This window comes from Mesorhizobium sp. M1273 (assembly GCF_040318195.1).
Taxonomy (GTDB): Bacteria; Pseudomonadota; Alphaproteobacteria; order Rhizobiales; family Rhizobiaceae; genus Mesorhizobium.
In genome coordinates, this window is sequence record NZ_JAMYLV010000023.1 from 56,073 (window position 1) to 68,226 (window position 12,154).

Here is a 12,154-nt window from a genome sequence, read left to right on the forward strand (position 1 = left end):
GGCCCGTATGGCTTGCTGGCAACGCTGCGCCAGCGAGTGGCCTCTCGCGCCTTGCTGCGCCAAGACGGTCGGCGAAGGCAGGCCATCCCGGCTCCGATCAAGAGCCCCGCGCGCCAGCCAGCCCACCAAGGTTGCCGCGATCACCCTTGATGTCGTAGAGCCTACGGTCGGCGGTTAAAATTGGTGGAGAAGAATATATGCCAGAGCACCTGAAACTCGTCTCGACTGCCAAGTCGCATGGCGGCGCCCAGCACGTTTACTCGCATCTCTCCACGAACTGCTCATGCGAAATGACGTTTGCCATTTTCGTGCCTCCGCAGGCACGGGAAAGCCGTTGCCCCGTGGTCTGGTACCTCTCCGGGCTCACCTGCACCCATGCAAATGTGATGGAAAAAGGCGAATACAGACGTATTGCCGCCGAACTTGGCTTGATCGTTGTCTGTCCTGACACCAGTCCGCGTGGTGCCGACATTCCGGACGAAAAGGACAATTGGCAGTTCGGCAGCGGCGCCGGTTTCTACCTCGACGCGACGCAAGAGCCGTATGCCAAGAACTATCGCATGTATTCCTATATCGTCGAGGAGCTGCCAGCCTTGATCGGGCGCGAATTTCCCGCCGATATGGCGCGCCAGTCGATCTTCGGTCATTCAATGGGCGGGCATGGCGCGCTGACGATCGCACTGAACAATCCCGCGCGTTTCAGAAGTTGCTCGGCCTTTGCGCCGATCGTGCAGCCAAGCACAGCCGGCTGGTCGAAGCCGGCTTGCGAAAAATATCTCGGCCTGGATGAGGCCTCGTGGCGGCGCTACGACGCCACTTCGCTCATCGAGGATGGATACCGTTTCCCGGAATTCCTGGTCGATCAGGGAACGTCAGACGGTTTCCTCCAGGAGGGCCTCAGGCCTTGGCTGCTCGAAGACGCCTGCTCCAAGGCAGGCATTCCGTTGAAATTGCGGATGCAGGACGAATACGATCACTCCTATTTTTTCATTTCGACATTCATGCATGACCATATGACGTGGCATGCCGAACGGCTTTCACCAGGGTAGGCCGTAGGAATAGGTCGGCAGTCAGGCGGGCTCGGTGACGACGCCGATACGCCGGTAGACGAATGGTTCGTCATTCGAAGGAACCGTCGCAGCGCGCTGGGCTTCGTCGATCAGCATTGCCATACGCGCATGGATCGGCGATTTCGCGCAAGCCGGGTCGGTCGCGGCGGCATCGCCGGCGATTGCCATCGCCTGGCAGCGGCAGCCGCCCCAGTCGATCTCGCGCCGCTCACAGTTGCGGCAGGGCTCCTGCATCCAGTCCGTGCCTCGAAAGGCATTAAATGCCGGGGAATCGGCCCAGATATCGGCCAGGCTGCGTGATCCAAAACGCTCGAAGCCGAGCGACGGTATGGTCTGGGCGGCATGGCATGGCAGTACGGTGCCGTCCGGCGTCACCATGAAGGCGTCGCGCGCCCAGCCGCCCATGCACGGCTTGGGATAGACGGCGAAATAATCCGGCGTGACGAAATCTATGTTCATGATGCCGGTGAGCCGTTCGCGCGCCGCCGCGACGATCTCCGCCTGGCGGTCGACGGCCGCACGCTCGGGCATCAGTTGATCGCGATTGGTCAGCGCCCAGCCGGCGTACTGCACGTTGGCGATCTCGAGACGCTCCGCACCCAGCGAAAGGGCCAGATCGATGAATTCCGGTACCTCCTCAATATTGTGGCGATGGATCGGCGCGTTGATGGTAAGCGGCAAGCCGGCCGCGCGAGCGCGGCGTGCCGTTTCCAGCTTCTTTTCGTGGCTGCCCCTGTGATTGCCGATGCGCTCGGTGGTCGCCGGCCGTGCGCCTTGAAAGCTCAGTTGCAGATGGTCGAGCCCGGCTTCGGCAAATGCCTCGATGCGGCCATCCGCAATGCCGACGCCGGCGGTGATCAGGTTGGTGTAGACGCCCCGCGCCGAAAGCCCGGCGATCAATTGATCGAGATCGCGACGCAGCGTCGGTTCACCGCCGGACAGATGCACCTGGAGAACGCCAAGGTCGGCCGCCTGCGAGAACAAGTCGAGCCAGCTCTGCGTGTCGAGTTCGCGATTGGCCTTCAGCAACTCGAGCGGATTGGAGCAATAGGGGCATTGCAGCGGGCAGCGATGCGTCAGTTCCGCCAGCATGCCGATCGGGGGGAGAGGGGGCTCGCTCATAGCTTCACCAGCAGCTTGTCCGACCATTCCTGCAGGAAGGCGACGACATCGGCCGCCACAGCCTCCCGTTCGGCATCATAATCTGCGGCAAGGCCGGCAATGATGTCGCCGACCGTGGACCGTCCGTCGCAGCGGCGCAATATGTCGAGGCTGATCTCGTTTGGCCAGAACACCTTTTCGGGCGACAGCACGGCGGACGCCTGGCGCACGGGGTCATGCTGTATGCGCACGTGCTTCGGCAGCGATGGAACCGACTGCAGCGACACCATGGCTCTTTCGCGCAGTGCCATCATTGGGCTGCCTCCGGACGGAAGGCGCCGGGCGGGATATTGCCCGGCTCGCCATAGGCGTGTTGAAGCGCGTCGAGCATGGCCCAGAGTATATCGCATTTGAACACCAGTGCATCGATCGCCTGCTGCTGGCGTTCCGCCGCGTCGGCATGTTCGAGCACATAGGCGAGGGCGAAGTCGGCGTCGCGCGAGGCCTGTTCGGGCCGTCGGGTGAAATAGGCCAGCGTGTCCTCGGTGATATAATCGTATTTGGCCAGCATCGCGGGTACCCGCTCGCCGATGATGAGCGGCGAGAACATCTCGGTCAGCGACGACGCGACCGCCTCCAGCAGGGTCCGGTTCGTGCAAAAGGAGAGGTAAGCGCCAACCGCAAAACGTGTCGCCGGCAGGGCCAGCCTCTCGCTCTTCACCGCGTCGGCATCGAGACCGAGCGAGGTCGCCAGGTGCAACCAGCGCGCAATACCGCCGCTCCAGCCGTCCTCGCCGTCATGATCCTCGATGCGTTTGCGCCAGGCGGCGCGAAACGCCGGATCCTCGGCATGCGCGAGGATCATGGCGTCCTTGCGCGGAATGACCGCCTGATAGCAATAGCGGTTCAGCGCCCAGGCCTGCATCTCGGTCCTCGACAGCGCACCGCTGGTCATCCTGTGATGGAAAGGATGGCGGTTGTGATAGCGCTCGGCACCGACCTGCCGCAGCACGGCTTCGAGCTCTCTGGAGGACAGGCCGTTGCTGGCCGCGTCGTGGAAATCACTCAAAGTTCCATCTCCATCCCGTCGCAGGCCACTTCCCAGCCAGCCGCTTCGACGGCTGCATGCTCGGCAGAATTCTCGTCCAGAACAGGATTGGTGTTGTTGATGTGGACGAAGACACGGCGGCCGATCCTCACATCGGCCAAGCCGGCGATCGACCCCGCGTCTCCCGACATTGCCAGATGCCCCATGCGTGCACCGGTCTTTTGGCCGACGCCGGCAGCAATCATCTCGTCGTCGGTGAAGACCGTGCCGTCGAACAGAAGGCATGCGGCATCGGCCAGACGCGTGCGTAGGGTCGCATCGATGCGCGCGCAGCCGGGGATGTAGAAGACGGAGCCGCGACTGCCGGCTCCGGCGATACGGACGCCGATCGTGTCGCCGGCATCGGAGCTGAAATTGGCATCCGGCTGGCCTCTTTCTTCGAGATAGAGGGCTATCTTCCCGGGCACGGGAAAACTCTCGACAGCCACCCCGGTGTCGTGGCCGTCTGCGTCGCAGATCGACAGCTCTTGCGCCGGCGGCAAGATGCGTCGCGGCACGAGCGCCGGATCGAGGACATTGAAAATCGAATTCGCCTCCAGCGTCGCCAGAACCTGTGTCGTTGCATAGATAGCGAAAGGCTGCCGCTCACGCAGGCTGAGCAGGCCGGCCACATGATCGACATCGGCATTGGTCAGCACCACCGCGCGAATAGGTGTCGAGCGCAGCGGCGCATCGTGCGCGGGCTGCAATTCAGGCGTTGCCGCGATCTGCTGGCGAATGTCGGGCGAGGCGTTAAACAGAACCCAGCCGAGGCCATCCGGCGACGCGGCGACACTCGATTGGGTTCGTGAATGCACACCAGCTACCCCGGTGCGAGCCGCACGGCTCAGACGATAATTGCAGTTCCATTGCGGAAAGCCGCCGCCAGCCGCCGATCCGATGATTCTCAAGCGCATGAAAACGCCCGCCCCGCGGCTTCTCTGACCAGCAGCCAATTTGCAGCCGCAAAAAACGGCCCGCCCGCTTTGCGCGCCTCAAACTCTTTCACGAAAATCCCATACGGCAAGGGGATGCGTGCCCCTGTTGCCAGGGACACGCACCTCTGCGGCCTACTTCTTGGGAGTAATTTCAGCAGGCAGATAGCGCGAAATTTCAAAGCCCGCAGCAACCTGGCACATGGTCGGTTTTGTCCAGCTCTTCTTCATAACATTTCTCCTCTTCTACCAGCCCGAAGGGGCCGATCCGGTGGTTAGCCAACCATTGCAGGGCACCGAAGCAATGGCTCGTCCATCACGTTCTCAAAATGGACAAATGAACACAAGGTTTTGAAAGACCGAAAAACAAAAAAGTATCGAAAGTAGCTGTAGTCTTCTCTTCAATTCTTCATCGCGTAGGTTTTTCCTCCTCCTGACCCGTCCAACTATTGCGTAATCGGATTGTCGTGCTCGTCGATCAGCGGCACATTGTAACCCAGCAGGAGCTTGGTGATCTCCGCCTGGTTTTCCCTGATCACCCGGTTGAGCGTCCGTTTCCATTCCTGGTCGGACGGGCGTACGCCCATGGTGATGCGATAAGACATGCGCGAGCCGGTTTTTTCCTTCAGCAGCGGAACAATGGTGACATCGGCTCCGAGTTCCCTGGCATAGTAACCTGCCATCGGCCCCCACAGGACCGCCGCGTCGATCTTGCCGGCGAGCATGTCCTTGATCATGACCTCCCCCATGGAAGGGGTGACGCGCGTATCCACCGCCAGCGGGTAGATCTTGGCGGTCCGCAGAAGCTTGTTGGCGGCCATGTTGGCGGTTGGCGGCGTGCTTTCGACGACGCCGATTCTCTTGCCGGAAAGTTTCGGGTCTTCGATCGTCTCGATGCCTTCCATGCCGTTGCCTTTGGGGTATACGAGCACATAGGCGGAGCGGTAGTAGGCGTTGGTGTTCTGCACCAGTTCATCGCCTTGGGCGTAGCCCATGATGATGTCGCATCGATTGGCCCCCAGCGTATTGCGCACAAAGCCGGTGACAGTGGGAAACCACGTGTAAGCGACTGATTTTCGCCCCGTCTTCTTGGCAACCAGTTCAGCCAGCTTGTTTTCGAAGCCTTGGCCGTTCTTGTCGGTAAAGGGCATGTTCGAGGGATCTGCGCAGACGCGCAGAATGTCGGGATCGACCAGTTCGCCCGCAGCGCCAAGCCCGGCATTTTGCGCCAGAACATTCGACGGCAGCAAGGCGAGCGCGCCGAGGATCGGCAGAACGACACGCAGCTTCGATGCAGTGCAGCCGGTCATATCATCCACCCATGCAGGATGCTTCGGCATCCTTGGCTGCCTGAGCCTTGTTTTCGTGCTTCGGCGGCCTGCCGCGGGGTGCCGCGCCATCAGCGCGCGCGCGCAGATAGACGTAGAGATCGTCCAGGTAACAATAGACGTTCTTGTTGTCGCCAAAGGCGGGCATGACGTTTTCCTTGCCGCCGCCGACATTCTTGCGGCCCTCGGCGACGATCGACAGGAACGTGGCGTAATCCATGGTCTTCAGGCTATTAGCCAGGGCAGGCGCATAGCTCGAACCTGTGGCGTCCTGTCCATGACAGACATGGCAATCTGAGTGATACCGGCGGTACCCGCTGAAGGTGTACCAATCGACGGTTCCGTTTTCGATCTTGTAGGTCGGATTTCCGTCCGCATCTAAATATTTGCCTCCTTCTTGCTTCACCGCCTTGGCTTTCTCCATGCTGTCTTCGGCCCGTACCAGAGTTGAGCTGGCCAGAGGCAGCAGGACCAGGGCGAGAGCGGAAACTGCAATGCGAACGATCATTCAGGCTCTTCCTTCGTTTGCCAGAAACCCTGGCTGCCGTCGTGCAGCGGCATTGATCGGAGTTGGGTGCGCGGCGCAATCGAGAGCCCGGTTCCCGGCTTCGGGGTGACCCGGGCTCTCGTTTTCGAACCTAGCCGTAAGGCTCTTCCCGGTTATCAGTCCGGGAGGCCGAAGACGGTGAGCTGGCCGCCCAGCGTCGTATAGTCGGCAAGTGCCGCATAACCGCCGACGGCACCCAGACCGGCGGTTCCAACGACCGCGGCCTGATCGCCCTGCGCACGGCCCTGATCAACGGCGCCATGCCAGGCGGCGGCGTTGTCGGGCGAAAGCAGCCCACCTGCCAGACCGATACCGGCCCATCCACCGACGCCGGACAGAACGGCGACGTACTGCTTGCCGTCATGCTCGTAGGTCGTGATGTTGCCGATGATGCCGGACGGGGTCTTGAACTTGTAGAGTTCCTTGCCGTCCTTATCGACCGCCTTGATGTAGCCTTCGAGGGTACCGTAGAAGACGACGTCGCCATCTGTCGCCAATGCGCCCGACCACACCGAGAACTGCTCGGGCTTCGACCAGACGATCTCACCCTTGGCTGCATCCCAGGCAATGAAGTTGCCCATGTTACCGTCACCGCCGGGCGCCGCATACATCGACACCGTGGCGCCCACATAGGGCTGACCGGCGGTGTAGCTCACTTTGTAAGGCTCATAGTCCATGCAGACATGGTTGGTCGGCACGTAGAACAACCCGGTCTTCGGCGAGTAGGCGGCCGGCTGCTGGTCCTTGGTTCCAAGCGCGGCCGGGCAGATACCGGTCGAGTTGGTGTCTTCGCCGTTCTGCTGGGTCGAATACTTGGCCACGACCTGCGGGCGGCCATACTGGTCGCTCTTGGGATCCATGTTGACTTCCGTCGCCCAGTTCACTGCCGGATCGTATTTCTTGGCGACGAGAAGTTCGCCGCTGGCTCGATCCATTGTGTAGGCAAAGCCGTTGCGGTCGAAATGCACCAGCACGTCGTGCTTGGCGCCGTTGACCTCCATGCCATCGACGAGAATCATCTCGTTGATGCCGTCATAGTCCCACTCATCATGCGGGGTCATTTGGTAGAGCCATTTGGCAACACCGGTATCCGCATCGCGAGCCATGATTGTCATGGACCAGCGATTGTCGCCGGGGCGCTGGACCGGGTTCCACGTCGAGGGATTGCCGGTGCCGTAATAGACCAGGTTCAGCTTGGGATCATAGGAATACCATCCCCATGTCGTGCCGCCGCCCGTCTTCCACTGTTCGCCTTCCCAGGTGTTCGTGCCGGAATCCTTTCCGACAGGCTTGCCGAGATGGGTGGTCTTCTCGGGATCGAGAAGGGTGTCTGCGTCAGGACCTTCCGAATAGGCTTTCCAGGCGAGCTTGCCGTCTTTCAGATTGTAGGCGGCCAGCCAGCCGCGAACACCGAATTCAGCACCGGAGACGCCCACGAGCACCTTGTCCTTGATGACTACGGGTGCCGACGTGCCGGATTCGCCCTTTCCGCCGTCGATCTGGTCTCCGTTCTTGACAGACCAGACGACCTTGCCGGTCTTGGCATCGAGCGCGACGACGGTGGTGTCGGCCTGGTTGAGAATGATCTTGCCGTCGCCATAGGCAACACCGCGATTGACCGTGTCGCAGCACATGATCGGAATGACGTTCGTGTCCTGCTTGGGCTCGTATTTCCACAGGATCTTGCCGTCATTCTTGAGGTCCAGAGCATAGACGTTGTTTGGGAAAGGCGTGTGGACATACATCACGTCGCCGATGACCAGCGGCCCGCCTTCGTGACCGCGCAGCACGCCGGTGGAAAAGCTCCATTTGACCTGCAGGTTCTTCACATTGTCGGCAGTGATCTGGTTGAGTTTGGAATAGCGGGTGTTGGCGTAGTCACCCGTCTGCATCGCCCAGTTCTTCGCATCCGATGCGAGCTTTGCAAGGTCTTCATTGGCCGAAGCCGTATAGGCAGCGCCGAGCGATAAAAACGCCGCGGTCGTCAGAATGTAAGTAGTTTTCGCAAGTACACGCATCCAAAATCCTCCCGGGTTCGCAGTGAAGAATCGACCGTCAAGCCCCACAAGGGCTTGCCCAAGCAATTCATGTTGGGAAGTTATTTTCCGGCAGCTGTCACGACCTACCCCGAAGCAGAGGGCACCGTTACCGCCCGCCCCCCTTGGTCTTCGAAAGACTGCCGCCGCTCCCTGATGACGGTGGCGCTCTTGAAGCCGGAAACAGGAAAAAGCTATGTCATCGTAAAAGGTCAGGCAAGCAAAAACCTACAATGGATCGCTGCGCTGCAATATCGATATGGTGCGATGCAATATTCAGAAACAATTAAAATAAGAACCATGTGAAAAACTAATAAGAGGATGACCACCAGCAGCGATGTATATAGCGGCCATATTGTTACCGTATTCTCGAGCTGATACACATTTGACTTTATTTCGATATATTCTGCGGGGCACCTCCGAGTAAGTATGCGTGCTTATCGCTCGCTGCCGATAGTGAGCGAAGCATGAAATGAACGCATGAAGGAGGGTGCGCAGCGGGTCATGAAGCGGGCTCTTGTCGGTCCATAGGGCATTCCTCCTTTGGTCCTATACGCAGGCCATGGGAGCTTGACTGGCTTTGCGGCACGTCGCCAATTGGAGCGATGATCCCGTCTGGATGCATGGTGTCCAGGCCAACTGGAGGTTCCTCATGATAAGGTCTGTTGGATCTCTCACCTTGCCTGTGGCCTTTGCGACCACGCTGGCTTTTACGAACTTGGCCAACGCCGCGGGAGACTACCCGACGGCAACGATTGCCGACTACGTGCTCGGCTGCATGCAAACAAATGGCCAGACCCGTCAGGCGCTTGAAAGCTGTTCCTGCTCGATCGATGTTATCGCCTCGATCCTTCCTTACGATCACTACGAGAGGGCGGAGACCTTCAAAAGCATGTCGCTGACGACAGGGGAGGCGGCAGGGTTGTTTCGCGAAAGCGCGCCAGCGAAGGCGGCGCGCACGGAACTGAAACGCGCGCAGGCTGAAGCCGACGTACGTTGCTTTTAGTCAGGCGGAACAGGTACGCGTGGCCGTGCGCCTCACAGTCCCGCCGTTGCTATTGGCCATTGGCTGCGAAATACCTTGCAATCCGCATTCGAGCCGTAAGGCGATCAGGCCACATCCGGAAATTTTTGCTGGAATGACCGCAAAAGATCGCTCATCACCTGTGGATTGCGATGCTGCCGCGGCACTCTTACGTCGAACATGCCGAGCACGTGGGCTGGGCGCTGCGCAAGCACGATGATGCGGTCCGACAGCATCAGTGCCTCGCGCAGATTGTGCGTTACCATCAAGGCGGTCGTGGGCCGCGCCGACCAGACGGTCAAAAGCAATTGCCGAAGCCGCTCGGCGGTCTGTTCGTCGAGGGAGGCAAAGGGTTCGTCCAGGAAAAGCACCGCCGGTTCGGTGGCGAAAGCCCTGGCAAGCGCTGCCCTGCGCGCAAGGCCGAGCGAAAGCTCCGCCGGATAGAGCGAGCGCATGCCGGCGAGGCCGAGAGTGTCAAACAGTTCGTCGAGACTCTTCGCTCTCAGGCTTTTCGGCAGCGCCAGCCTGACATTCTGCTCCACCGTCCGCCATGGCAGCAAAGTCGGCTCCTGGAACACGGCGGCGATGCGGTTCGAGCCGCCTTGCGGCAGTTGGAAAGAGCCGGAAAAGTCTTTGTCCAGTCCAAGCAGGATGCGCAACGTGGTGGTCTTGCCGCAGCCCGACGGCCCAAGCAGGCAAGCGAATTCGCCCTGCCGGATCTCGAAGGACAGACCCTGAAGCGCCGTGATCGAGACGCCTTGCGCGGACCTGAAGGTCTTTTCGGCGATGTCGACCCTAAGCGGGACGACCGCGCCAACGGGTTGCATGTCGTTCAATGGGCTGCACCAGGAGAAGTTCGATGACAAGCATCACCGCCACGAAAGCCAGCGTGTACGCGAGAATGGCGGCGACGTCGAAGAGCTGGAAATAGAGATAGATCTGGAAGCCGACGCCATTGGAGCGGCCGAGCAGTTCGACCACCAGGACGATCTTCCAGATGAGGGCGATGCCGGACCGCGAGGCCGCGGCAAAATAGGGCTGCAGTTGCGGCAGCAGGACATGGCGGATGCGCTCGAGTGGGCCGAAGCGGTAGACGGCAGCCATTTCGGCATAACGCGGATCAAACGCCCTGGCGCCTTCGCGCATCGTCACCACGACATTCGGGATCTTGTTCACGGCAACTGCGCCAATCGCCGCCGCCTCGTTGAGGCCGAACCAGATATAGGCGAGCACGACGACCACCAGCGCGGGAATGTTGAGAAACAGGACCACCCATGGACTGAAGAACCGGTCCGCACCGCGGTGGCTGCCGAGGATGACGCCGATGACCGAGCCGATAATCATTGCGACGACGTACGCCGCAGCAACCCGTCCGAGCGTCGCGCCAAGGTGATAAAAAAGGTCGCCGCTCGCCGCTTCCCTGAGCAGCACCTGCCAGACCTGCCCTGGTGAGGGCAAAGCGCGGCTTTGCCACAGATTGGCCGCGAGGCTCCACAGCAGGCAAAGTCCCAGCAGGGAAACCGCTACCGTCAGCACTGGTGTCAGCGCCGTCGCAAAGCCGGGTCGACGCGACTTGTCTTCCGTTGCGGTCATTTCGCGAGTTCCGGCCAGAACGTGCCGGGCGCCATCTCGGGCGCCCTGCCAACCAGCTTCTCGCCGCCTATCGCGGCCAGCACGTGATAGAGTTTGCCCGCATCGGCCGCTTCTTCGGCGACCGGCCGTCTGGGGATGCCCTGGCGATAGCGGTCGCGCAGCTTTTCCAGCTCCTTGCCTTCTGCGCGCATGAGTGGCGCCAGGCGCAGCCATTCATCATCGGATCTGGCCAGCAAGTCCTTGGCCTGCTTTGAGGCCTTGACGAAGCCCCGGGCGGCATCCGGATTGTCGCTCGCCCATTGGTCGTGGAAGACGTAGCCGAGCGCCGACACGGGGCCCGAGGCACCCAGCGCTTTCGTCGCGTCATCCGCACCGATCAACCGGCGAAAGCCATTGGCCTCGAGCCGGGCGCAGAAATGCCAGAAATTGAGCACGGCATCGAGTTCGCCCTGCATCGCCTTTTCAGAAATCAGCGGCGGCGCGCCAAAGACGACATCACAGGCTGTCGGCAGCTCGAGGCCGTGCTCGCGTCTGGCCAGCGCCTGGACCAGTAGCCAGCTCTTGTCGAGCGGGCCGCCGGCGACACCGATTTTCTTTCCCTTGAGGTCGGCGAGCGTCCGGATCGGCGATTCCTCCTTCACCATGATTGCCCCCACGGCGGTCGAATAAGGGGCCAATGTAAGATCGCCGCCCTCGGAGCGCTGGCGCGAGACCCACAGCCAGTCGGTCACGATCATGTCGATCGCGCCCGCCAGCAGCGCGACGTTGGTCGCATCCTCCCCGGCGAAGTAGACAATCTCCAGATCGATCCTGTTGGCCTCGTCGAGCTTGTGGCGTTTCAGCGTATCGAGTTCCCAGCTCACGGTGCCGAACTTCAGGACACCAATTCGGACCTTAGCGGCCGCAAAGACGGCAACCGGCCTTGAGGCGAGGATGGCCGCCAGAGCCGCCAAGCGCAGCGTCGTACGCCGCGAAATCATCATGGCGTCTCCTCTTTCAGGGCCGTCGACGAACCAGGAATGTCGATCAAATCGCTCGTTCCTTGCTCGGAACGGCACATTTCCAGCGCACGACCTTGAGACTCGGATGTTCCTGAGACCATTTTGCGATCTCGGCGGGCGCCAGGAACATGCATTGGAACAGAGAGCCGCGGCTCTCGAAATAGAGATGTTCATCTCGGCAATTGCCCGGATTGGCGCTAAGGCACACCGTTAATATGAGATCGACCATGTCCATTTGGCACTTATCATCGCCTGCGCGGCGAACTCTCCAGAGTTCGTGCTTTGGAGTTGCGCGGATTCCTGAAGGTGCCCAAACAGCAAACCGGTTGGAGTGAGGCTACGCGTTCGGCCAACATGCGTCAATGATGTGGACCGCGTGTCGCTACACACTTCCCGTCGCGCAGTCGGGAAACGAAACAGGACCTTTGTACG

15 protein-coding genes are annotated in these 12,154 nt (G+C 60.7%); 3 read left to right on the forward strand and 12 right to left on the reverse strand.

Features of this window, described 5'->3' with window-relative positions; translation table 11 throughout:
• The first annotated feature begins 197 nt into the window (after nucleotides 1–197).
• Nucleotides 198–1,049 (forward strand): S-formylglutathione hydrolase, encoded by an 852-nt coding sequence (gene fghA, locus NKH30_RS22390; protein ID WP_352997084.1) that lies wholly within the window; start codon nucleotides 198–200, stop codon nucleotides 1,047–1,049.
• A gap of 21 nt (nucleotides 1,050–1,070) precedes the next feature.
• Here the strand turns inward: fghA and pqqE are convergent, their stop codons facing one another.
• The 8 genes from pqqE to NKH30_RS22430 form a co-directional block, all read right to left on the reverse strand.
• Nucleotides 1,071–2,192, reverse strand: a complete 1,122-nt coding sequence (gene pqqE / locus NKH30_RS22395) for a pyrroloquinoline quinone biosynthesis protein PqqE (RefSeq protein WP_352981062.1) — start codon at nucleotides 2,190–2,192, stop codon at nucleotides 1,071–1,073.
• The gene (pqqD, locus tag NKH30_RS22400; protein ID WP_352997086.1) at nucleotides 2,189–2,485 is read right to left on the reverse strand and encodes a pyrroloquinoline quinone biosynthesis peptide chaperone PqqD; all 297 of its coding nucleotides are present in this window, start codon (nucleotides 2,483–2,485) and stop codon (nucleotides 2,189–2,191) included. The genes pqqE and pqqD overlap by 4 nt, the downstream gene beginning before the upstream one ends.
• Entirely contained in the window at nucleotides 2,482–3,240 is a 759-nt protein-coding gene (gene pqqC / locus NKH30_RS22405; RefSeq protein WP_352771226.1) for a pyrroloquinoline-quinone synthase PqqC, read from the reverse strand. The genes pqqD and pqqC overlap by 4 nt, the downstream gene beginning before the upstream one ends.
• Nucleotides 3,237–4,175, reverse strand: a complete 939-nt coding sequence (pqqB, locus tag NKH30_RS22410; RefSeq protein WP_352997088.1) for a pyrroloquinoline quinone biosynthesis protein PqqB — start codon at nucleotides 4,173–4,175, stop codon at nucleotides 3,237–3,239. The genes pqqC and pqqB overlap by 4 nt, the downstream gene beginning before the upstream one ends.
• 153 nt (nucleotides 4,176–4,328) lie before the next feature.
• Nucleotides 4,329–4,424, reverse strand: a complete 96-nt coding sequence (locus NKH30_RS22415; protein ID WP_101918690.1) for a pyrroloquinoline quinone precursor peptide PqqA — start codon at nucleotides 4,422–4,424, stop codon at nucleotides 4,329–4,331.
• A 215-nt stretch (nucleotides 4,425–4,639) separates the two neighbouring features.
• Entirely contained in the window at nucleotides 4,640–5,503 is an 864-nt protein-coding gene (locus NKH30_RS22420) for a substrate-binding domain-containing protein (protein ID WP_352450664.1), read from the reverse strand.
• Nucleotide 5,504: 1 nt separating this feature from the next.
• Entirely contained in the window at nucleotides 5,505–6,029 is a 525-nt protein-coding gene (locus tag NKH30_RS22425) for a c-type cytochrome, methanol metabolism-related (RefSeq protein ID WP_352997090.1), read from the reverse strand.
• A 155-nt stretch (nucleotides 6,030–6,184) separates the two neighbouring features.
• Nucleotides 6,185–7,960: a methanol/ethanol family PQQ-dependent dehydrogenase gene (locus NKH30_RS22430; RefSeq protein ID WP_502911503.1), complete on the reverse strand. Its 1,776-nt coding sequence runs from the start codon at nucleotides 7,958–7,960 to the stop codon at nucleotides 6,185–6,187.
• Nucleotides 7,961–8,155: 195 nt separating this feature from the next.
• Between NKH30_RS22430 and NKH30_RS22435 the strand changes: the two genes are divergently transcribed.
• Nucleotides 8,156–8,410, forward strand: coding sequence for a hypothetical protein (locus NKH30_RS22435; RefSeq protein WP_352997094.1), 255 nt, complete (start codon nucleotides 8,156–8,158; stop codon nucleotides 8,408–8,410).
• A gap of 346 nt (nucleotides 8,411–8,756) precedes the next feature.
• Nucleotides 8,757–9,110, forward strand: a complete 354-nt coding sequence (locus NKH30_RS22440; RefSeq protein ID WP_502911504.1) for a hypothetical protein — start codon at nucleotides 8,757–8,759, stop codon at nucleotides 9,108–9,110.
• Nucleotides 9,111–9,214: 104 nt separating this feature from the next.
• Here NKH30_RS22440 and NKH30_RS22445 read toward each other — a convergent pair whose 3' ends face one another.
• The 4 genes from NKH30_RS22445 to NKH30_RS22460 are packed head-to-tail and all read right to left on the reverse strand — an operon-like array spanning nucleotide 9,215 to nucleotide 11,957.
• The gene (locus tag NKH30_RS22445) at nucleotides 9,215–9,955 is read right to left on the reverse strand and encodes an ABC transporter ATP-binding protein (protein ID WP_352997118.1); all 741 of its coding nucleotides are present in this window, start codon (nucleotides 9,953–9,955) and stop codon (nucleotides 9,215–9,217) included.
• Nucleotides 9,924–10,721 carry an ABC transporter permease gene (locus NKH30_RS22450; protein WP_352997096.1) on the reverse strand — a complete coding sequence of 266 codons (798 nt, stop codon included), beginning with the start codon at nucleotides 10,719–10,721 and terminating at the stop codon, nucleotides 9,924–9,926. The genes NKH30_RS22445 and NKH30_RS22450 overlap by 32 nt, the downstream gene beginning before the upstream one ends.
• Nucleotides 10,718–11,704, reverse strand: a complete 987-nt coding sequence (locus NKH30_RS22455; RefSeq protein WP_352997098.1) for an ABC transporter substrate-binding protein — start codon at nucleotides 11,702–11,704, stop codon at nucleotides 10,718–10,720. The genes NKH30_RS22450 and NKH30_RS22455 overlap by 4 nt, the downstream gene beginning before the upstream one ends.
• Before the next feature lie 43 nt (nucleotides 11,705–11,747).
• The gene (locus NKH30_RS22460; protein ID WP_023678830.1) at nucleotides 11,748–11,957 is read right to left on the reverse strand and encodes a hypothetical protein; all 210 of its coding nucleotides are present in this window, start codon (nucleotides 11,955–11,957) and stop codon (nucleotides 11,748–11,750) included.
• Nucleotides 11,958–12,154 lie beyond the last annotated feature (197 nt).

Coding starts and splice junctions, on each gene's coding strand:
- fghA (WP_352997084.1), top strand. CDS start 198: ATGCCAGAGCACCTGAAACTCGTCTCGACTGCCAAGTCGCATGGCGGC.
- pqqE (WP_352981062.1), bottom strand. CDS start 2,192: ATGAGCGAGCCCCCTCTCCCCCCGATCGGCATGCTGGCGGAACTGACG.
- pqqD (WP_352997086.1), bottom strand. CDS start 2,485: ATGATGGCACTGCGCGAAAGAGCCATGGTGTCGCTGCAGTCGGTTCCA.
- pqqB (WP_352997088.1), bottom strand. CDS start 4,175: ATGCGCTTGAGAATCATCGGATCGGCGGCTGGCGGCGGCTTTCCGCAA.
- NKH30_RS22415 (WP_101918690.1), bottom strand. CDS start 4,424: ATGAAGAAGAGCTGGACAAAACCGACCATGTGCCAGGTTGCTGCGGGC.
- NKH30_RS22420 (WP_352450664.1), bottom strand. CDS start 5,503: ATGACCGGCTGCACTGCATCGAAGCTGCGTGTCGTTCTGCCGATCCTC.
- NKH30_RS22425 (WP_352997090.1), bottom strand. CDS start 6,029: ATGATCGTTCGCATTGCAGTTTCCGCTCTCGCCCTGGTCCTGCTGCCT.
- NKH30_RS22430 (WP_502911503.1), bottom strand. CDS start 7,960: ATGCAGACGGGTGACTACGCCAACACCCGCTATTCCAAACTCAACCAG.
- NKH30_RS22435 (WP_352997094.1), top strand. CDS start 8,156: ATGTTGGGAAGTTATTTTCCGGCAGCTGTCACGACCTACCCCGAAGCA.
- NKH30_RS22440 (WP_502911504.1), top strand. CDS start 8,757: ATGATAAGGTCTGTTGGATCTCTCACCTTGCCTGTGGCCTTTGCGACC.
- NKH30_RS22445 (WP_352997118.1), bottom strand. CDS start 9,955: ATGCAACCCGTTGGCGCGGTCGTCCCGCTTAGGGTCGACATCGCCGAA.
- NKH30_RS22450 (WP_352997096.1), bottom strand. CDS start 10,721: ATGACCGCAACGGAAGACAAGTCGCGTCGACCCGGCTTTGCGACGGCG.
- NKH30_RS22455 (WP_352997098.1), bottom strand. CDS start 11,704: ATGATGATTTCGCGGCGTACGACGCTGCGCTTGGCGGCTCTGGCGGCC.
- NKH30_RS22460 (WP_023678830.1), bottom strand. CDS start 11,957: ATGGACATGGTCGATCTCATATTAACGGTGTGCCTTAGCGCCAATCCG.